Annotated in this window: 18 protein-coding genes and 1 pseudogene; 9 read left to right on the top strand and 10 right to left on the bottom strand. The window is 41.0% G+C overall.

What is annotated here, in order from left to right; genetic code table 11:
- Positions 1-113: 113 nt before the first annotated feature.
- From ACOB82_RS06770 to rimP, 7 genes are all read right to left on the bottom strand, one after another.
- Entirely contained in the window at positions 114-992 is an 879-nt protein-coding gene (locus ACOB82_RS06770; RefSeq protein WP_448212205.1) for an alpha/beta hydrolase family protein, read from the bottom strand.
- Between the two features lie 207 nt (positions 993-1,199).
- Positions 1,200-1,469: a 30S ribosomal protein S15 gene (gene rpsO, locus ACOB82_RS06765; RefSeq protein WP_448212204.1), complete on the bottom strand. Its 270-nt coding sequence runs from the start codon at positions 1,467-1,469 to the stop codon at positions 1,200-1,202.
- A 115-nt stretch (positions 1,470-1,584) separates the two neighbouring features.
- Positions 1,585-2,529 carry a tRNA pseudouridine(55) synthase TruB gene (truB, locus tag ACOB82_RS06760; protein WP_448212203.1) on the bottom strand — a complete coding sequence of 315 codons (945 nt, stop codon included), beginning with the start codon at positions 2,527-2,529 and terminating at the stop codon, positions 1,585-1,587.
- Between the two features lie 6 nt (positions 2,530-2,535).
- Positions 2,536-2,937, bottom strand: coding sequence for a 30S ribosome-binding factor RbfA (gene rbfA / locus ACOB82_RS06755; protein WP_448212202.1), 402 nt, complete (start codon positions 2,935-2,937; stop codon positions 2,536-2,538).
- 182 nt (positions 2,938-3,119) lie between these two features.
- The gene (infB, locus tag ACOB82_RS06750) at positions 3,120-5,789 is read right to left on the bottom strand and encodes a translation initiation factor IF-2 (RefSeq protein WP_448212201.1); all 2,670 of its coding nucleotides are present in this window, start codon (positions 5,787-5,789) and stop codon (positions 3,120-3,122) included.
- Between the two features lie 22 nt (positions 5,790-5,811).
- A complete protein-coding gene (gene nusA, locus ACOB82_RS06745; RefSeq protein ID WP_448212200.1) occupies positions 5,812-7,308 on the bottom strand; it encodes a transcription termination factor NusA in 1,497 nt (498 codons plus the stop codon).
- A 30-nt stretch (positions 7,309-7,338) separates the two neighbouring features.
- On the bottom strand, positions 7,339-7,794 hold the full coding sequence (rimP, locus tag ACOB82_RS06740) for a ribosome maturation factor RimP (RefSeq protein WP_448212199.1): 456 nt from the start codon (positions 7,792-7,794) through the stop codon (positions 7,339-7,341).
- A gap of 475 nt (positions 7,795-8,269) precedes the next feature.
- Here rimP and ACOB82_RS06735 point away from each other — a divergent pair, with 475 nt between their 5' ends.
- The 8 genes from ACOB82_RS06735 to nth all read left to right on the top strand — a co-directional run bounded on the left by ACOB82_RS06735 (position 8,270) and on the right by nth (position 16,920).
- Complete coding sequence (locus tag ACOB82_RS06735; protein ID WP_448212198.1) at positions 8,270-10,144, top strand: EAL domain-containing protein; 1,875 nt, start codon at positions 8,270-8,272, stop codon at positions 10,142-10,144.
- A gap of 130 nt (positions 10,145-10,274) precedes the next feature.
- Positions 10,275-10,856, top strand: a complete 582-nt coding sequence (gene rsxA, locus ACOB82_RS06730; RefSeq protein ID WP_448212197.1) for an electron transport complex subunit RsxA — start codon at positions 10,275-10,277, stop codon at positions 10,854-10,856.
- Positions 10,856-11,410, top strand: a complete 555-nt coding sequence (gene rsxB, locus ACOB82_RS06725; RefSeq protein ID WP_448212196.1) for an electron transport complex subunit RsxB — start codon at positions 10,856-10,858, stop codon at positions 11,408-11,410. The genes rsxA and rsxB overlap by 1 nt, the downstream gene beginning before the upstream one ends.
- Positions 11,411-11,419: 9 nt before the next feature.
- On the top strand, positions 11,420-13,849 hold the full coding sequence (gene rsxC, locus ACOB82_RS06720) for an electron transport complex subunit RsxC (RefSeq protein WP_448212195.1): 2,430 nt from the start codon (positions 11,420-11,422) through the stop codon (positions 13,847-13,849).
- Between the two features lie 3 nt (positions 13,850-13,852).
- A complete protein-coding gene (gene rsxD, locus ACOB82_RS06715; protein WP_448212194.1) occupies positions 13,853-14,914 on the top strand; it encodes an electron transport complex subunit RsxD in 1,062 nt (353 codons plus the stop codon).
- Complete coding sequence (gene rsxG, locus ACOB82_RS06710; RefSeq protein ID WP_448212193.1) at positions 14,914-15,540, top strand: electron transport complex subunit RsxG; 627 nt, start codon at positions 14,914-14,916, stop codon at positions 15,538-15,540. The genes rsxD and rsxG overlap by 1 nt, the downstream gene beginning before the upstream one ends.
- A gap of 2 nt (positions 15,541-15,542) precedes the next feature.
- Complete coding sequence (locus ACOB82_RS06705; RefSeq protein ID WP_448212192.1) at positions 15,543-16,247, top strand: electron transport complex subunit E; 705 nt, start codon at positions 15,543-15,545, stop codon at positions 16,245-16,247.
- Between the two features lie 40 nt (positions 16,248-16,287).
- Positions 16,288-16,920, top strand: coding sequence for an endonuclease III (gene nth, locus ACOB82_RS06700; protein WP_448212191.1), 633 nt, complete (start codon positions 16,288-16,290; stop codon positions 16,918-16,920).
- A gap of 24 nt (positions 16,921-16,944) precedes the next feature.
- Here nth and ACOB82_RS06695 read toward each other — a convergent pair whose 3' ends face one another.
- Together ACOB82_RS06695 and ACOB82_RS06690 are read right to left on the bottom strand one after the other, a co-directional pair.
- The gene (locus ACOB82_RS06695; RefSeq protein WP_448212190.1) at positions 16,945-17,832 is read right to left on the bottom strand and encodes a GGDEF domain-containing protein; all 888 of its coding nucleotides are present in this window, start codon (positions 17,830-17,832) and stop codon (positions 16,945-16,947) included.
- Positions 17,829-18,635, bottom strand: coding sequence for an alpha/beta fold hydrolase (locus ACOB82_RS06690; RefSeq protein WP_448212189.1), 807 nt, complete (start codon positions 18,633-18,635; stop codon positions 17,829-17,831). The genes ACOB82_RS06695 and ACOB82_RS06690 overlap by 4 nt, the downstream gene beginning before the upstream one ends.
- Before the next feature lie 185 nt (positions 18,636-18,820).
- Here ACOB82_RS06690 and ACOB82_RS06685 point away from each other — a divergent pair.
- A pseudogene (locus ACOB82_RS06685) lies at positions 18,821-19,066 on the top strand (endonuclease III); the annotation flags it as partial.
- Positions 19,067-19,354: 288 nt separating this feature from the next.
- On the opposite strand, the gene ACOB82_RS06680 reads toward ACOB82_RS06685, so the two are convergent.
- Positions 19,355-21,352: a serine hydrolase domain-containing protein gene (locus ACOB82_RS06680; RefSeq protein WP_448212188.1), complete on the bottom strand. Its 1,998-nt coding sequence runs from the start codon at positions 21,350-21,352 to the stop codon at positions 19,355-19,357.
- Positions 21,353-21,394 lie beyond the last annotated feature (42 nt).

Here is a 21,394-nt window from a genome sequence, read left to right as displayed (position 1 = left end):
TCCCTGACGTAGCTCTGAAGTGATTAAATATTTAATAAAATTGGTATAAGGCAATTAAAATAATATTGTCATAAAAATATTTGCGCTAAATCAGCAATTAGTGCTTTTTCGCTTTATTTCCTTCCAGCGGCGTTGAATTGTTCAAACCAATCCGAAGCAAATTGCCATAAATTCGACGCCCTGCGACTAAAGAATTTCATATGTCCAATTTCAGGCAAATTAAATTGCTCTGGTAATAACGTTAAGCGCCTTTCGCGAATTTGGCTAAAGACACTTACCATATCTTCAACATTATCGTTGATGGCTATTTCATCATCACTAGCATTCACCCAAAGCGATGGTACATCGATTTCATGATACCAGTGACGATGAATAGTTTTACCAAAGGCGGTTTTTGCATACCCTTGGCCATTACACCATTGTCGCCACTGCGCAGCGACATTTTTAGGTAAGGGCTCGCCCATGCCTAACCATTGTGATTTCACATGACCAAAAAGCAAATTAGATAATGGAATAAATATATTCATAAAAATATGTGCTTTTATTTGATAAGGTGCAGGCATGTTGCGCAATTGACCTGATGAACAAGCATAGTTAAATACTGAGGTAAGCTCCTGACAGTTCGCCATCAAACCTAATAGTTGGCCACCAGCACTGTGCCCAACAAGATGATATAAAGTGTCTGGAAAACGTTGCTGCAATTCACTGAGCACCGCAGGCATATCTAACTCGCCCCAGCTTTGTAAATTAACCTCACACTTGCTGATATCGCCAACTAATGACTGACCAATACCACGATTATCAAACGTGATAACGCCGTAGCCTTGCTCAGCTAAATATAAAGCAAAATAATGATAAAACTGACGCTTAATACCTGTTGCAGGGCCGATCATCACTGCCCCCACTACTGGTGAGCTTGGACAATACAGGCTAGCTGCTAATTTAACACCATCCTGACAGCTGATGGTGATATCTTCGGGTGAGATGGTCATGACTATCGGTTACCTAATTCCTATACCTTTCCATTAGCGATTAACGCTTAATTATCAAAGGTTGTATTTTGCTATAGTAGCGCAAATGACTAAGTGGTCAAACCAGAAGATGAGCTATAAAAGTTAAGAGAGTCAATGAGATTGGCAAAGGCCAAGTGAGATCAAAAAAGGCGCCATTTGGCGCCTTTTCTTCGAGTAAAGCTAGGATTAACGACGTAAACCTAATTTACCGATTAATGTAGTGTAACGCTGAGCGTCTTTACGCTTTAAGTAGTCTAAAAGCTTACGACGTTGGCTAACCATACGTAATAAACCACGACGTGAGTGATGATCGTGGATGTGAGCTTTAAAGTGACCTTGTAAGTGGTTGATTTGTGTAGTTAACAAAGCAACTTGAACTTCTGGAGAACCAGTGTCACCTTCTTTGATAGCGTATTCAGCAACTAATGCTGCTTTTTGTTCAGTAGTTAAAGACATAATATGTACCTTAAAATATTTTAGTGTAAAAAATCGCGTCAAGCCGAACACTAAATCAGCAAGACGTTCCAAAGAGCGCGTATTCTATCACTACGCCCTACGATTGCAAGCAAGATTAACAGTTATCTTCGTGCTCAACGACAATACGCTTTGGCGCAACCAAACCGTCTCGATTTATTTGACCGACACCAAGAAACTCACCGTTGTCACAATACACTTGTACAAAGCCTGAAACTGGCGCTTGCGCTACTTGCACAGGATTACCGTTACGCAAATACATCGCCGAACTTTCATCTACTTCTACTGAAGGCATGCCTACTAACGCAGACTCCATCGGCAATAATACTTCATCCAAATAAGTAGACGGCTTAACATCTTCAGTTTTTGCCTTTTCTAGTAACGCTTCAAGTTGTTCAATAGTCACCATTTTATCGCGTGGATAATGACCAACGCTAACCCGGCGTAACATTGCCACATGAGCGCCACAACCTAACAGCTCGCCTAAATCATCCACGATAGTGCGAATATAGGTGCCTTTCGATACGTGTAACTCTAAATCTACTTCATCAACATCAAAACGTAATTGCTTTAAGCTAAAAACCTCTATTTCTCGAGCTTCACGTGGCACTTCAATGCCTTCGCGAGCATATTTGTATAAAGGCTGACCTTGATATTTCAACGCCGAGTACATCGATGGTATTTGTTGTGATTTACCACGGAATTTATCAAGCGCCGCTGAAAGTTGCTCTTGGGTAATATTCACTGGTTTTTCACTAACAATCTCACCATCAGCATCACTAGTGGTTGTACGTATACCTAATTTAGCGGTGACTATATAGGTTTTATCAGTATCAAGCAGAAACTGAGAAAACTTAGTGCCCTCACCTAAACATACTGGCAGCATACCTGTAGCAAGTGGGTCAAGCGCACCAGTGTGACCTGCTTTTTGGGCAAAATATAAGCGCTTTACTTGTTGCAGTGCTTGATTAGAAGAAATTTCTAACGGCTTATCGAGTAACACAATGCCGTTTATTGAGCGACCTTTTCTTCGTTTAGCCATTAATGATTAGTCCTCAGCACTTTCATCAGTTTTTTGACTACCCGCTTTACGCTCATCGTCGGCAACCGCTTGATTAACAAGATTAGTCATGCGAACACCTTCAACTAATGAAGCGTCATAAACAAAACGCAGTTCAGGCATAATGCGCGCTTTTAAACGTTTAGCAAGTAAGCTTCGAATAAAGCCAGCCGCTTCATTTAAAATAGCTGCCGACTGCTGCTCATTTTGCCCTTCTAAGGTAAAAAACGTGACAAAAATTTTGGCGTAAGCCAAATCACGTGTTACTTCTACAGCATTTACCGTAACCATTCCTAAGCGTGGATCTTTCACTTCACGCTGAATAATCGTGGCAATTTCTTTTTGGATTTGCTGTGCAACCCGATCAGTACGAGAGAAATCTCTGCTCATAATGACTCCTAACTTATTCTCGTTGAGAGAAAAACGGGGGCTAAGCCCCCATTTCATTAATTTTTCGTCATTCCTGTGTAGGCAGGAATCCCCTTATCATTAAAAACTTCATTAAAGCGGAAGAAGATCCCGTAACGAATACGGGATGACGTTAAATTTAATTACTCAGCAAAAGATCGCTACTAAAGCGTTCTTTTAACTTCTACAGTCTCGAATACTTCGATTTGGTCACCCACTTTAACGTCATTGTAGTTCTTAACACCGATACCACATTCTGTACCGTTACGAACTTCCTGAACGTCATCTTTAAAGCGACGAAGTGATTCTAATTCACCTTCGTAAATTACTACGTTGTCACGAAGTACACGAATTGGCGCACTGCGTTTAATCAAACCTTCGGTAACCATACAACCAGCAATTGCACCAAGTTTCGGTGATTTAAACACATCACGTACTTCAGCAAGACCAATAATTTCTTGCTTAAATTCTGGTGCAAGTAAACCGCTCATTGCTTGTTTAACTTCGTCAATTAGGTTGTAGATAACGCTGTAGTAACGTAAATCAACACCTTCAGCTTCGATTACTTTACGCGCAGAGGCATCAGCACGTACGTTGAAACCAACAACAATCGCATTTGATGCTGCAGCAAGTGAGGCATCAGTTTCGGTAATACCACCAACACCTGAGCCGATAATTTTCACTTTCACTTCATCTGTTGAAAGTTTAACTAACGCATCAGAAATTGCTTCAAGTGAACCTTGAACGTCAGATTTTAATACCACGTTAACTTCAGAAACATCACCTTCAGCCATGTCAGAGAACATGTTCTCCAATTTCGCTTTTTGCTGACGAGCAAGTTTAACATCACGGAATTTACCTTGACGGTAAAGCGCAACTTCACGAGCTTTCTTCTCATCTTTAACAACAGTAGCTTCATCACCTGATTGTGGTACACCAGAAAGACCTAAAATCTCAACAGGAATTGATGGGCCAGCCGATTTAATTTCACGACCTAACTCATCACGCATCGCACGTACACGACCGTACTCTAAGCCACAAAGAACGATATCGCCTTGCTTCAATGTACCTTCTTGAACAAGTACCGTCGCTACAGGGCCGCGACCTTTATCAAGTTTTGACTCAACAACAACACCACTGGCCATTTGGTCAACAACGGCTGTTAACTCAAGTACTTCTGCTTGTAACAATACAGCATCAAGCAATTCATCAATGCCTAAACCAGTTTTTGCTGAAACATGAACAAACTGTACATCACCACCCCAGTCTTCTGGAATAATATCGTGTTGTGAAAGCTCAGTTTTTACGCGATCCGGATCAGCGGTTTCTTTATCCATTTTGTTTACCGCAATAACAATCGGCGCTCCAGCTGCTTTAGCATGCTGAATTGCTTCAATTGTTTGTGGCATAACACCATCATCTGCAGCAACAACGATAATAACGATATCAGTAGCTTTAGCACCACGTGAACGCATTGCGGTAAACGCGGCGTGACCTGGTGTATCTAAGAAAGTTACCATGCCATGGCCGGTTTCTACGTGATATGCACCGATATGCTGAGTAATACCACCCGCTTCACCTGCGGCTACTTTCGCTTCACGAATGTAATCGAGTAATGAAGTTTTACCATGGTCAACGTGACCCATAATGGTTACTACTGGAGCACGAGTAATCGCTTCACCTACTTCACCGCGATCAGATAGCACAGCTTCTTCTAATGCGTTTTCTTTAACCAGTACCACTTCACGACCCATTTCTTCAGCAACCAATGCTGCTGTTTCTTGGTCAATCACTTGGTTAATGGTCGCCATTGCGCCCATTTTAAACATCACTTTAACAACTTCAGCACCTTTAACAGACATCTTGTTAGCTAATTCAGCTACTGAAATTGTTTCACCAATACGCACTTCTTGCATTTTGATCTCTACTGGCTTTTGGAAGCCATGCTTAAGGCTTTGTGGGGCTGATAAGGTTTTTTTCTTACCTTTACCTTGATAAGCTGGCTTTTCTTCTTTCGCAGGTTTTTTCTTGCGACGACGACGACCACCCTCATCTTCAGCATCAACTTTGTCTTCAGCTTCTTGAGCATAGCGAGAAGAGGTTACATGTACGACATCATTTTCATGCGCCTTACGCTCTTCTTCTTCTTTTTTCCAGCGCGCTTCATTTTCTTCAGCAAGCTTTTTAGCTGCTTCAGCAGCCGCTTTTGCTTCCGCTTCTGCTTTAGCTGCAGCTTCTGCTTCTTTTTGCTTTAAGATGCGCTCAGCTTCTGCAGCTTCTTCGCGCTCTTCTGGCGACATTGCCTTCTTCGCGTCTTCTATCTCTTTCGCTTTTGCTAGTGCTGCTTCTTTCGCCTTTTGATCCGCTTCAGCTTTCGCCTTTGCTTTTGCTTCAGCTTCCGCTTTAGCCTTAGCTTCGGCTTCTACCTTGGCTTTAGCTTCCGCTTCAGCTTTTGCTGCTGCTTGTGCTTCAGCTTCTAAACGCGCTTCTTCTTCAGCTTTAGCTTGTGCTTCCGCAAGCTGTTGTTCTTCAACATCACTTCGCTTAACGTAAGTGCGTTTTTTACGCACTTCCACTTGAACTTGCTTAGCTTTTGAGCCGCTACCAACAGAAAGGGTCGTTTTCTTTTTACGACTTAATGTCATTTTGCTCGGCTGAGCATCAGATTCGTCACCATGTTGCTTTCTTAAATGAGTCAACAAAGTTTCTTTTTCTTGTTCAGTAACCGTGTCCTGCGCTGATTTTTTTACACCAGTTTCTGCAAACTGAGTAATTAAGCGGTCTACCGGAGTGCCTACTTCATTGGCGAGTTCTTCAATCGTTACATCTGCCATCTATACAATTCTCCCGGCGTTATTATTCTTCACTAAACCAGCAGATGTTACGAGCAGCCATAATCAGCTCACCTGCTTTGGTTTCATCAATTTCTTCAATTTCAACTAGGTCATCTACACCTTGTTCAGCAAGGTCTTCTAACGTTGAAATACCTTTACTTGCCAACACAAACGCCAAGTGACGCTCTAAACCTTCAAGTGCTAATAAGTCTTCGGCTGGCTCAGCACCTTCTAACGACTCTTCACTAGCTAGTGCCTGTGTCGTTAATGCTGCTTTTGCTCTTTCACGTAATTCTTCAACGATTTCTTCGTTCATGCCGTCAATTTCAAGTAATTCATTGACTGGCACGTAGGCAATTTCTTCTAATGAAGTGAAGCCTTCATCTACTAAGATGGTGGCAAAATCATCGTCGATATCGAGTTTGTCGGTAAATAGGTTAAGTACCTTATCGTTTTCCGCTTGATGTTTTTCGTTCATATCATCAACGGTCATTACGTTTAATTCCCAACCAGTCAGTTGGCTTGCTAAACGAATGTTTTGGCCATTTCGGCCAATTGCCATTGCTAAGTTGCCTTCTTCAACAGCGATATCCATAGTACCTTTGTCTTCATCAACAATAATTGATGCAACTTCAGCTGGTGCCATAGCATTGATAACAAACTGTGCTGGGTTATCGTCAAATAATACGATGTCAACACGCTCGCCACCAAGTTCACCAGAAACCGCTTGTACACGCGAACCACGCATACCAACACAGGCACCAACAGGATCGATACGCTTGTCATTACTTTTAACCGCGATTTTAGCACGAGAACCTGGATCGCGAGCAGCACCTTTAATCTCAAGCATTTCTTCGCCAATTTCAGGTACTTCAACACGGAATAGCTCAATCAGCATTTCTGGCTTAGTGCGGCTAACAAATAATTGTGCGCCACGTGCTTCAGGCTTAATTGCATATAACAAACCACGAACACGGTCACCTGGACGAAATACTTCGCGTGGCAACATATCGTCACGGTAAACAATCGCTTCAGCATTGTTACCTAAGTCTAAAATGATGCTGTCACGATTGGCTTTTTTCACCACACCAGTTACTAGCTCACCAACTTGCTCTTGGTATGCGTCAACGATTAACGCACGCTCTGCTTCACGCACTTTTTGCACAATAACTTGCTTGGCAGTTTGTGTGGTTATACGGTCAAACTTTACTGACTCAATTTGTTCTTCAACATAATCACCGGCATTTAATTCCGGGTTTTCATATTGAGCTGCGGCTAAACTAATTTCCGCATATGGGTTTTCCATTTCTTGCTGACTGTCGTCAATAATTAACCAACGACGGAAGGTATCAAACTCACCGGTTTTGCGATCAATAGATACACGAACTTCAATATCGCCTTCATATTTCTTTTTAGTGGCTGTCTCTAATGCTGTTTCCATTGCTTGGAAAATACTTTCCCGTGGAACCGCTTTTTCGTTCGACACCGCATCTACGACCAGTAAAACTTCCTTACTCATGTTTTTTAGCCTTCTACTTACTCAATAATGTTAAAACTGGGGAACTAAGTTCGCTTTATCGACATTGCCATATGGCAATTCGTATTCTTGGCGATCAACTTCAACAATTAAGGTTTCACCTTCGATCGCTAATAATTGACCTTTAAACTTTCGGCGTCCATTAAGTGGCACTCCAAGCTTAACTTCAACCACTTGACCTACAACTGCTTCAAAATGAGCTAGGTCAAACAGCGGTCTATCCAACCCTGGTGACGAAACTTCTAAGTTATATTCAGTGCTAATTGGATCTTCAACATCTAAAATAGCACCTACTTGACGACTCACTTCCGCACAATCGTCTACTGTAATTCCGTTCTCATGATCGATATATAACCGCAACACTGAATGATTACCGGCACTTATAAACTCGGTACCAAGTAATTCTTTGCCAACCTCTTCAACTGCAGGTCGCAACATTTCAGTGAGTTTTTGCTCGAACTTTGCCAATCCTAAATTCTCCAGATACAAAAAAAGGGCATAAAGCCCAGCGAATTCTTGCTGTTTATTCAGTTAATAAGCCAACCAAATAAAAAAGCCCCAAAACAAGGGGCTAATAATCACTGAGCCCATTGTTTTCATCAAAATGCATTGATGAACACAATACGATTAAAGGAAATAACTTAATTTGCATTTCATTTGCTTTAGGTTATTTACTTCTCAGTGCAATCGTATTGCTTAAAGTTGCAGCGGATTATATAGCTCGGAGCTACTTTAAGCAAGTATAAATGACCAATCTCTGATGATTTATTGGTTATTTTTTACTAGGTTTTAATCAAAAAATTAAAATGACTTTATTCAGATCTTTACAGGTTTAGCTAAACAGATATTTTTATGCATTACAATAGGTTAGAATTGGCTATACTTTCATGTTATAAATAGGTTATAAACCTGTTTAAATTTTTCGTAGGAACTTCAAGAGATCATGTACTCATTCTCTCAATTATTGGCGAGAAATATCGTGCTAGGCGTTGTTTTTGTCGTAATTACGTCAATTATCTCAATTGTATTTTTAGCCGACTTTACGGCTGATAAAGATAAACAGCACCAAACAGCCATAGCAGCTATTGCTCAACAAATAGGTAACAATAAAGAGCTAGCCAATACGCTAAGGAAAAATGCTGATTACAACATTTTGAACATTAGTAGCTACAACGGAGAAAAAATATATAGCTATACAAACCCCAAACCTGGTTTTACATTTCCTTTTGTAGAGCAGCCAATAAATAAAGTATCGCTGCAAACGGTTAATCTCACCATAGACTATCAGCTTAACCACTCTGCAGAATCACTATTCATATTAAAATTTATTGCGGCATTAACCGCGCTTATCGTTGCACTTATAGCCTTTGCGACATCAATGAGTATAAAAAATAATACTCGATTTATGGCGGTGATTAACCAACAAATTAAAAAAGACCTGTCAATTGTCTCTGATGCCCAATTAGATAGTGAACATGACATTATTGATATTCCTGAATTAAAGCAAGGTATGCTAGCAATTAAGCAGCTTATTGAGTCTCAGGTAACCAACTCATCAATGCTGCAAAAAGAAGCCTATACTGATCAAATCACTGGCGTTGATAATCGCAATAAATTTGTCCAGTTTTATGAATCCATCATGGACAGTAAAAGTTCGCTAAAATATGGGGTATTAGTTATTACTCGCTGTAGCGAGTTACAAACGGTTAACCAAATACATGGTTATAACGAAGGTGATAATTATATCAAGCAAGTGTCTGAAATTTTAAAAGAGACTATTAGCCGATATAAGTCTGGTCGCCTATTTAGGTTAAATAGTTCTGACTTTGCCACCATTTTGCCGAATACACCAATAAAAGAAGCAGAAAGTTTTGCCACAGATCTGACCAATCGCTTTAATGAGTATCAACAAACGTCAGATCTTGATTCAATCGCATATAGCGGTTTAGTTCACTTTGATCAAACTAAACCGTTAGGTGAGTTATTAGCGTTGGCCGATACGGGGATTAGCATTGCGCAAACGCAGCGAATTAATGCGTGGTATGTGCAAAAAGACGCTGAAGCGCTAAAAAACGCAGATTTTAATCAAGGCAACCAAAATTGGCGTCAAGAAATTGATAACGTTATTGAAAATCAACGAATTAAATTATTAGTTCAGCCTATTCAACCAACAAGCAGAAATAGCCGAGTCTATAGCGAAGTGCTGGCGCGCTTCCTCAACTCAAATGAAGAGATGCTACCAACGGCCTCATTTTTCGCTATGGCTGAAAAGCTCGATAAAATTGCCGCGGTTGATAAATTAATTATCGAGACCGCAATCAACGAAATTGTTTCGAAAAACTTAATCGACCACAGCTATGGGATTAACGTAAGTGCGCGTACTATTGCCGATGAGCATTTTATAATTTGGCTTGAACGCAGATTACTACGTGAACCTAAAGTAGCCCCTCGCCTTGTTTTTGAATTAAGTGAATTTGGCCTGCAGCAAAATATCCGCACCAGTAAACGCTTTATCGACATGTTACATCGTGTTGGTTCTAGAGTTACTGTAGAACGCTTTGGTGTTGGTTTAACCTCATTTAAGTTTTTCAGAGACTTAAAGCCTGACTTTATCAAAATGGATAGCACTTATACGCGTGATATTGATGATGATAAGAATAATCAATATTTCTTGCGACTAATGGTAGATTTAGCTCACCGCCTAAGTATTGGGGTGCTAGCAGAAAGCGTTGAAAGTCAGGAAGAAAAGCATACGCTAGAACGTTTATTTATTGATGGTTGCCAAGGTTTTTATGTAGGAAAGCCAAAACCACTATAAACCCATCAGTTTACTACCTTAATCACTGGGGGTTTTCGTTAAAAAATTGAAAATCCCTACAATCCATAAGTTGTTAATTTCGTTATAAACAAGGATAATAAGCGGAATTTTCCTGATTTCACACAACGTTATGACCGAATATTTGCTGTTGCTTGTTGGCACAGTATTAGTAAATAACTTCGTTTTAGTACAGTTCCTCGGCCTGTGCCCGTTTATGGGCGTGTCATCAAAAACTGAAACCGCTATCGGCATGTCATTTGCCACAACGTTTGTTATGACATTGGCATCAATGCTGAGTTATTTAGTTAACACCTATATTTTAACGCCGCTAGGTTTAGAATATTTAATGACCATGGCTTTCATACTCGTCATTGCCGTTGTCGTTCAGTTTACCGAAATGGTGGTTCATAAAACCAGCGCAAATTTATACCGTTTACTCGGCATCTTTTTACCATTAATAACCACAAACTGTGCGGTATTAGGCGTTGCCTTACTCAATATTTATGAACAGCATAACTTTTTTGAATCTATTGTTTATGGCTTTGGTGCAGCAGCTGGGTTTTCGCTAGTGTTAGTCATGTTTTCTGCAATGCGCGAAAAACTTGCCGATGCAGATATCCCACAAACATTTAAAGGCTCAGCCATTGCTATGATCACTGCAGGCTTAATGTCTTTAGCCTTTATGGGCTTTACTGGCTTGGTGAAATTCTAATGACTGTCATCATTGCTATTATTGTTATTGGTGTGATTGCCGCATTATTTGGAGCACTACTTGGCTTTGCTTCAATCAAGTTTAAAGTTGAAGGCGACCCGATTGTTGAACAGCTTGATGCGCTACTACCACAAACGCAATGTGGTCAATGTGGTTACCCCGGCTGTAAGCCCTATGCTGAAGCAGTGGCAAATGGCGAAGCAATTAATAAATGTGCACCTGGTGGTGAAGACACCATAAAAAAAATAGCCGATTTAATGGGGGTTGAACCTCAACCACTTGATGCGACCCATGAGCAAGATAACACGCCGAAAGTTGCTTTTATCATTGAAGAAGACTGTATCGGCTGTACTAAATGTATTCAAGCTTGTCCGGTTGACGCTATTATTGGTGCGGCCAAGCAAATGCACACGGTAATTACCGATGAATGTACTGGCTGCGACCTGTGTGTTGCCCCTTGTCCAGTTGACTGTATTGAAATGCGCCCTATTCCACAAACCACCAAAAATTGGCAATGGGATCTTAATGCGATTCCTGTTGTGGAAATAGAATAGGAAGTAAAAGTGCAATCTATTATAAATCGAATTGAACACAATCACTTTTGGAAGTTCTCTGGTGGTGTGCACCCGCCAGAACAAAAGTTTTTAACTACAGACAAACCTATTAAGCCGTTACTGCTGCCTGAGCAATTAGTGATCCCAGTACAACAGCATATTGGTGTCGCTGGTGATATTTTAGTAAACATTGGTGATCACGTATTAAAGGGCCAACCACTTACCGCCCCTAGCTCGCCGATGGCAGTACCTGTTCATGCCCCAACCAGTGGTACGATAGAACAAATAGCTAATCACATGACCGCTCACCCTTCTGGGCTATCCGAGTTATGTATTTTTCTCAAGCCTGATGGCTTAGACTCATGGCGACCGAGAAACCTGTGTGAAGATTACCATTCAATAGATAAAACCGATATTGTCCAAAAAATTGCCAATGCCGGTATCAGTGGTATGGGGGGCGCCGGCTTCCCAACCCATATTAAGGTAAATAATAAGCCTAATATCGATTTTTTAATCATTAACGCTGCGGAATGTGAGCCTTATATCACTGCCGATGACTTACTTATGCGAGAACACGCCGCGACCATAGTCGATGGCATCAATATTCTTAAGCATTTATTAGTCCCACAAATGGTGTTAATTGGTATTGAAGATAACAAGCCAGAAGCCATTGAGTCACTGAAAAAAGCGGTTGCCGGTATTAATGGTATTCATGTTTGCGTGTTGCCAACTAAATATCCGACGGGTGGTGAGAAACAACTGATTAAAGCGTTAACTGGCCGAGAAGTCCCCAGTGGCAGTTTACCTATCAGCCAAGGCGTGGTTATGCAAAACGTCGCCACTTGCTTTGCCATAGCAGAGGCGGTTATCCATGATACACCGTTAATTAAACGTGTTGTTACTGTGACAGGCCAAGGTTTAGCTAAACCACAAAATATCTGGGCAGCAATCGGCACGCCAGTTAAAGATTTAGTTGCACAATGTCACAATATTCAAGCTAAAGACAAACAAGTGATTATTATGGGCGGGCCGATGATGGGCTTTACTTTGCCATCAGATAAGGTACCGGTGATCAAAACCACTAACTGTTTGTTAGTACCCAATGACAAAGAATTAGCGCTTGATAACAAAGAAGTTGAATGCATTCGTTGCGGCCAATGCGCCGAGGTATGCCCAAGCCAATTGCTGCCGCAAGAATTACAGTGGTACGCCAAAGCGAAAGATTTTGACAAACTGAAGCAACTTAATTTATTCGACTGTATTGATTGTGGCGCATGTGCTTATGTTTGCCCTAGTCATATTCCTTTGGTTCAATATTACCGGGTAGCAAAAGCAGAAATTCGTCACCAAGATTTACAAGATATAAAAGCTGAAAAAGCAAAAGCACGCTTTGAAGCACGCAAAGCGCGATTAGAGCGCGAGCGTAAAGCAAGAGAAGAAAAGCAACGTAAAGCTTCTGAAGCAAGGCGTGCAGCAATGAGTGCTAAAACGGAAGAAGGTCAACAAGCGCAATCTGCCGTAGCAGCAGCATTGGCTAGAGTTAAAGCGAAAAAAGCACAAAGCACTGGCAATACAAATATAGAAGAAAGTGCCTCGCCAACAGTTGAACCGCAAGCTAATGAGTCAAATAGCGACAAGCAAGGTGAATCACCTGTTGCCGCAGCCATTGCCCGCGCTAAAGCCAAAAAAGCAGCTAAAGCTGCCGAACTTGCCGCTAGCCAGCAGAGCAGTTCAGCGTCAGTCGAGCAAAAGACTGAGAATACTCCCGACAATGCTAACCGCCCTACTCAAGCATCATCTTCTGCCGCTGACAACACAGATAAAGCCGACCGAGTAGCTCAGGCAATTGCACGTGCTAAGGCGAAAAAAGCGCAAGCCGCTAACAAAGCTGAGCAAGAAATTGATCAAAAATCTGAGCAAAGAACTGAGCAGGCAACAAATGCAGCCGAGCAAGCGATACAACCCAACTTAGCACTTGATACAAATGATTCAAGCGCTAAAAGTCAACGTGTTGCTGCAGCTGTAGCCAAGGCCAAAGCAAAAAAAGCAAAAAAAGCTCAAGAAAATAAGTCACCAGAATTAGTTGATGAACAGCATCAGCAAACCAGCGCAAGCTCTGAGCAGAATGATATTGCTACAGCAACTGAACATGAGCCGGAAACAGCATCGGATAGCAACACGCAAGACAATAAAGCGGCAAGTGCAGAAGTTACACCTTCAACCGAGGCTGAGACAGCTGCACAGAAAAAGCAACGTATTGCACAAGCTGTCGCCAAAGCGAAAGCAAAAAAAATAGCGAACTCGCAACCAGCCAAGGACACAGGTGATAATACTGAGCATCAAGCAAACAATGCCCCTGAGCACGATAAACAAGCAAAAATTGCCGCAGCAATAGCCAAAGCGAAAGCAAAAAAACAAAAACGAGAAGAGTCGAATTAAGTCATGGCATTTTGGATAGCAAGTTCACCTCATAACCATATTCAGCAAGAAACTTCAGCGTTAATGCGCTTGGTTATTTTAGCTACATTGCCAGGTATTTTCGCACAATGGTATTTCTTTGGTTGGGGCAACCTGATCCACATCACACTTGCCATTGTTACCGCATTAATTTGTGAATTTTTAGTATTAGCCCTTAGAGAGAAACCAATCAAACCGGCATTGTTTGACGGTAGCGCTATTTTAACCGCTGTACTATTAGGTATCTGTTTACCTGCGGTGGCGCCGTGGTGGATTTCGGTGTTAGGCGCTATGTTTGCTATCGTGGTAGTTAAGCAGCTTTATGGTGGTTTAGGTTATAATCCGTTTAATCCTGCTATGGCAGCCTATGTCATGTTGCTAATATCATTTCCGGTACAAATGACCACTTGGTTACTGCCATCGCCGCTAGTCAGTATTGAATACGGATTTAACGATACGTTAGCGATGATTTTTACTGACAGCACAAGCTTAGGATATTCAGCCGAGCAACTGCGAACGCATATTGATGGCTACACTATGGCCACACCGCTAGATACCTTAAAAACAGCCATTACTACAGGTAAAACCGTTTCTGAAGCTATGGCATCCCCAGTATTTGGCGATAATTTTGCGTTAGGCTGGGAATGGGTAAATTTAGCTTTTCTAGCTGGCGGTTTATTACTGTTAATTAAAAAAGCTATTCACTGGGCGGCGCCGTTTAGTTTTCTCGCCAGCTTATTTGTTTGTTCATTAATCGCTCACTTTATCAGCCCTGATTTAAACCCTTCCACCATGTTTTATTGGTTGTCTGGTGCCACCATGTTGGGTGCATTTTTTATTTTAACCGATCCAGTTTCTGGCGCTACCAGTGTTAAAGGCCGACTAGTTTTTGGTGCCTTGGCTGGCCTGCTGGTATTTTTAATTAGAAAATTTGGTGGTTATCCTGATGCCGTAGCCTTTGCCGTATTGCTTTGTAATATGGCCGCGCCTCTGATCGATGTTTACACCAGACCGCGCACCTTTGGTCACAAGTTAGGAACTAAATAATGCGTATTGCTATTGAAAAGAACGCTAAAATTCTTGCCCTATTTGCAATAGGCTGTACGGCGTTGGTTGGTTTAACTTATGAATTAACTAAAGGGCGAATTAAAGCGCAAGAACAAAGTGAATTATTATCAACACTTCATGCAATAGTTAGTGATGATGTTCACGATAATATTATGTCAAACCATTGCATAATCGTTCAGGATGAATTACTTGGCACTAATGAACCACATAAGGCTTATTTAGCAACATTAGCCGAACAACCGGTTGCTGCAGCCATCACTACTACCGCTCCTGATGGCTACAATGGAAAAATTGAGCTCATTGTTGCCGTCAACATTGATGGCTCAATTGGTGGCGTTAGAACGTTAAAGCATCAAGAAACTCCGGGGCTTGGCGATAAAATAGAAACGCGTAAATCAGACTGGATTTATACCTTTACTGATCGCACAGACAGTGAAGTGCAAAGTAACCGTTGGAAAGTTAAAAAAGATGGTGGCATGTTTGATCAATTTACTGGTGCTACCATTACCCCACGAGCTGTGGTCAAAGCAATTAAAAACACCGCGCATTACTTTGAAAAAAATAAAACCACGCTGTTTCAGCAAGCGCATAATTGCGAGGTTTAACCATGAAATTAACTGACGAATACAAAGAACTTGCATGGCAAGGCCTATGGAAAAACAACCCTGGTTTAGTTCAGCTACTAGGTTTATGTCCACTGCTCGCAGTAACCTCCACTGTTGCCAACGCACTAGGCTTGGGCCTAGCGACAATGCTAGTACTAATCTGCTCTAACGCCACCGTATCAGCCATTCGACAATGGGTACCTAAAGAAATACGTATTCCTATTTTCGTGTTAATTATTGCCGCGTTTGTAACCTGCGTGCAGTTACTGATGAATGCCTTTACCTACGGCATCTACCAATCACTTGGGATATTTTTACCGCTGATTGTGACCAACTGCGCTATTATCGGCCGAGCGGAGGCTTACGCATCAAAAAATCCAATTAAACAAGCAAGCTTTGATGGCTTAATGATGGGTTTAGGCTTTGCAGCAGTCTTAGTCACCCTTGGTGGCATTCGTGAAATTTTAGGTCAAGGCACATTGTTTGATGGCGCAGAGCTATTGCTAGGTCAATGGGCGACGGTACTGCGCATAGAAGTATTTAGTTTTGACAGCCAATTCTTGCTAGCAATATTGCCTCCGGGTGCCTTTATTGCAATGGGCTTTTTGATTGCGGCAAAAAATGCCATTGATAGCCATCAAGCCGCCAAACAGCCAGTAGTTGAAGAACAACATATTGAACGTGTTCGGGTAAATTTTGACTCGTAAATTGATCACCAAACCATAATTTGACTCACAAACGATAAAAATGAATAAGAGTAAACGACTAGAAATATTAACCCGATTAAGGGATGATAACCCGCATCCAACTACAGAGCTTAACTTCTCGACACCTTTTGAGTTGTTAATTGCGGTTTTACTTTCAGCACAAGCGACAGATGTTGGGGTCAATAAAGCCACTGACAAACTGTTTCCGGTAGCCAATACCCCACAGGCGATATTAGATTTAGGTTTAGATAAGTTAAAAGACTACATCAAAACCATAGGTTTATTTAATACCAAAGCTGAAAACACCATGAAAACCTGCCAAATGTTGGTCGACTTACATGGTGGTGAAGTACCAGAAAACCGTGCAGCACTAGAAGCCCTACCCGGTGTCGGCCGCAAAACCGCCAACGTAGTACTAAATACAGCCTTCGGCTGGCCTACCATAGCTGTCGACACCCATATCGACCGTGTTTCAAACCGTACTAAATTTGCTTTGGGTAAAAACGTAGTTGAAGTTGAACAAAAATTATTAAAAGTAGTACCTGCCGAGTTTAAAGTCGACGTTCATCATTGGCTGATACTTCATGGCCGTTATACCTGTGTTGCCAGAAAACCCAAGTGTGGTGCTTGTATCATTGAAGATTTGTGTGAGTTTAAAGATAAGACTGAGTAACGTGTAATCGTTCCTCTGCCTTTATTAATAAAGCTTAGTACAATTACGGCCATTCATTTTGGCAAAGTAAAGAGCGTCATCAGAACGTTTTATAATCCTATCAAATACTTTGTCTAGGCCCAGCTCATTTTCCTTTAACTCTGTAACTCCAATACTAACCGTTAAGCTTTTACTGTCTGGCAATTTAATAAGGTTAATTTTTTTATGCAAACGTTCACAGAATATCTTGGTGTTAGAGGCGTTCGAGTTGTATAACAACATTAAGAATTCCTCCCCTCCCCAGCGAGCAACAATATCCGAATCCCTTGCACTTTCCTTTAATTTAGCTGAAAGCGCTCGGATTATTTTGTCACCTTCATTATGGCCATAACCGTCGTTAATTTTTTTGAAAAAGTCAATATCTATTATCACACATGAAACAGGAACAAAAACCCTCTTTAACTGCTTGATTATATTATAAAAGTCATCAATAGTAGCTCTACGGTTAAGCAATGAAGTTAACGGATCTACTCGAGTTAAATCTAATAATTTTTCATTTTGACGCTCAAGACTCTCTCGCGTAACTAAAAGCTCTTGATAAAATTTATCTCTTTCTTCAGCCAAAAATATTGCCCAATATATTCTTTCTCCGCTCGATGCAATATTTGCTACTGCCGGTAATTTCGCTCCATTACTAGCGATTAATGTTATCTGAATTTCTTTGCACTCCCCATGGCTAAGCAGCATGGGACTAATATAACTTTCAAAAAAAATTGACGTAGCCTTAGACACTACATCAAACAAACTGATACTTTTATCTGGTAAGATTCCAAGAAAATCTTGTGCAAAATGATTGGAATAAATTAGTTCGTTTGTTTCCAATTGAGTCGTGATAAGTAAACACGGAAAACAATCTGTACTTATATCAATCAATCAATAAACCTCATAAGCGCATCAAATACCTGCTCAGGACTTGTTATATGTAAACAATGCCCATTTGCTTCCAAAATTTGCAATTGACTGTTTGGAATATGTGCATCCATATACTGACCTATTTCTTTTGAAGCTAAGTTATCATGACTACTTTGCAGAATTAACGTCGGAACTGAAAGTTGTGGTAAGGATGAGCGATCGTCAGAGAAAAACGTGGCTTTGGCAAAAGGTTTTGCATATTTAGGATCTGTCGAGCAAAAGCTGTTTTCTAATTCTTCTATATATGATGAATCATTTTTTTGTCCCATTACAAGAGGAGCAAGATAACTAGCCCACCCGATATAATTCTTATCCATAAGGTTTATTAACTCTTCTAAATCTTCCTTATCAAAGCCTCCCATATACGCAGGAGGAAAGTTCAAAAAACATGGAGAAGGACACACCATAACCAATTTTGAAAATAGTGTCGGTGATTGAATAGCAGCATGCATACCGATCATACTGCTGACAGAATGCCCGACAAAAATGACATCAGACACTGCTAACTCACTACAGATCTCGATAACGTCTTGAGCATAGCCCTTTAATGTTGAGTAGCGATTTTTTTCGTAAAAAGAATAGTCAGATTGGCCACACCCAACATAATCAAATAAAATGACTTTAAAGTCATTTTCTAACATTGGTGTTAAAAAACGCCACATTTTTTGGTCACATCCAAAACCATGAGCAAGCATGATGGTTTTGCTACCCTTCCCCAATATATTAATATTATTTCGTTTAGTGATATCGAAATCGATAAACATAAAAAGCAGTACCTACTAATCAACTTTAAATTCTTAATCTTTTAGCAAAATTTTTCTTTTGTAAAGGAAAAACAAAAAATTTAAATCAATATCTGTAAATAAGGAAAAATGTAGAGCATGCAAATTGAGTAAACAGTTTTTCTTCTTACTTATTAAACACCTGAAGTCATCTACTTCCGTTATACTTCGGCTGGCCTACAATTGCAGTAGACACTCATATTGACCGTGTTTCAAACCGCACAAAATTTGCGCCAGGAAAAAACGTAAAAGAAGTCGAAGAGAAACTACTCAAAGTTGTGCCAGCTGAATTTAAAGTTGACGTGCACCACTGGCTTATTCTGCATGGTCGTTACGTTTGCACTGCACGTAAACCCAAGTGCGGCGCTTGTATTATTGAAGATTTGTGTGAATTTAAGGATAAAACTGAATAAACTAATGACTGCTATGTGTCATTTGCAGACGTAGCCGATTAGTTTACTGAAATAGTTGATATAGGCACATCGTTACTATTCTATTGGTTCGTTATATTAGAATTATTGCACATCAATCCCAACGCTAACAATCCATTAAGTTCTGCCGCTTGGTTTTCTCGCGCATCATTGCTGGTTATTCTTTACCTTATATCTATACACTGCCTATGAGGCGTTGTTCTATCAAGGCACAGGTATACCCTAATTAACCGCTTCAACGCAGATTAATAAGAAATTTTGCAACCCTATTTAGGGTTTCTTTACTTCGGTAAACGTATATGTGTGTTGAGAGTCAATAACACTAAGAGTACTTAAGCCCTCTGATTCACCAACAACCAATTCAAGCCCTAGAATAAACGGCGCAATCGTTACTAATGACACTCTGCCATCAGGACTGACTTTAGTAGCAATAGGCGTTGTCCATACGCCGGGGTCAAGTATGACTTCTCCACCAGTTTTCGTAACTGTCATCTGGCCTAATTCTGGGCTGATGTACAAATTAGCGAGTTTAGTCACGACATCGGGAGCGGGTGGATAGGTGACTTCTTCACGCAATTTACCCACGTATAAAGCATTTGTTTCTACTGTAACTGCCACTTGGCTTTGGGCTTGTAGTTCCGCGTCATACAACAGTTCAATCATGCGACGTGTAAATGGTTTAAGTAAGGCATAACCTTCATCGGAGTTGGTTAAAATAACGGCTCCGACATTAGCAGATGGCACGGCGATGAAGTTAGACAGGTAACCTGCCAAGCTGCCGCCATGTTCTATAATATCAATCCCGCCTATTTTTACAGATGATAACCCCATGCCGTAACTGCTACTTGCTCCAGTAGCGACGGTTGATTCCCGGCGTTTTAATACTGATTCTGCAGAAAACAATCGCGTACCGTCTGGAGAAAGCCCTTCGGACAGTTCATTTTGCACATATTTTATCATGTCACTGGGGGTTGACCACGCACCACCAGCGGGGCGATATGGCGTAACCGTATGATTAAAACCTTCGGTCGCAGATTGGGGGATCAATTCAGTTTTACCAGCGAGATCTAAGCCATGTGGCGAGGCGGCATCACCTGCTAACGCCTGCGCAAAAGAAAAGCTAGTGTGTTGCATTTCTAGAGGGTCAAAAATGTATTGCTGCATCGCTTTATCATAAGCAGCACCGATTTCCATTTCAGGGAATAAAATGTGCGCAGCGACATAACCTGCGGCAGATGCCATCTGGTTATTATATTGGTATAGTTCCCCAAAACTACTAGTCGGAACCGTATTAGCTAAATCATCAAAGGTCACCGTAGCAGCCACATTTGGTCCGCTATTAAATACCCAGCCTAAATCTTTGCGGGGCAGACCGGTACAAGCACAAACAAGGTGTTTGATTAACACACTTTGCGTGGTCTTCTCGTCACCCAATTTAAAATCAGGATAATGGCTGATGACTTGATCATCCCAGTTTAGATTGCCCAATTCGACAAGTTTAGCCAATAATAAAGTTGTCATTCCTTTAGTATTAGAGGCAACCATAAAAGCAGTATCTTTATTTACAGGCTGTTGAGTTGCAATACTTTTGATGCCTACCCCACCTTCAAACAAAACCTTACCATCTTCAATGACCGCCACGCCCACGCCCGGAATATTGAGGGCATTGGCTGATTCTTCAACAAATTTGAGCAGCGCTGTGATTTTTTCGGGGCTGAGTTTTTGGGCTTTACGTTGTGACAAATCTTCAGGCTGGTACCCGGCTAATTCGAAACTCTGTGACATTGCTCTTACGGCTGCACTACGTTTCGCATAAGTTGCATAGTTACCATCAAAAAGTAGTACCTGCCATTGTTCACCCAATTGATAAACGTCAGCAAAGGCGAGCATTTCTTCACTTATAGACGTTTGGTACTCAATACTTCTTATTGCATCCCAACCACCTTTTTTTGCTTCTGGCAAATTAATTCTAATTTTGCGGGAAAAATCAGGATCATGTGCTTTCCACGCTTTTAATGCTGCCTCTTCTGCATCGTTTGCACTCGTAATGGCTACCACAACCAACGACAAATCTTTCTCTGGTGCAACAAAAGTGGTTTGGTTACCTTGCACAGACTTAGCCCAGCCTTCAGGTTCTTGATATTGAACTGCCAAACTAACGACAGCAGTTGCGATGTTTTCAGTATTAGGAGTTTGCTGAAGTTTAGCGCATGCATTTATCACACAGCATAAAACTAAGATTAGCAGTCGCATACGTGTTGAATTCATTGTGTTTTCCTTAACATTAGGATTGACCAAATTACTTTCGCA

The organism is Colwellia sp. MEBiC06753 (genome assembly GCF_053470325.1).
This window is presented reverse-complemented; position numbering and strand designations above follow the sequence as displayed.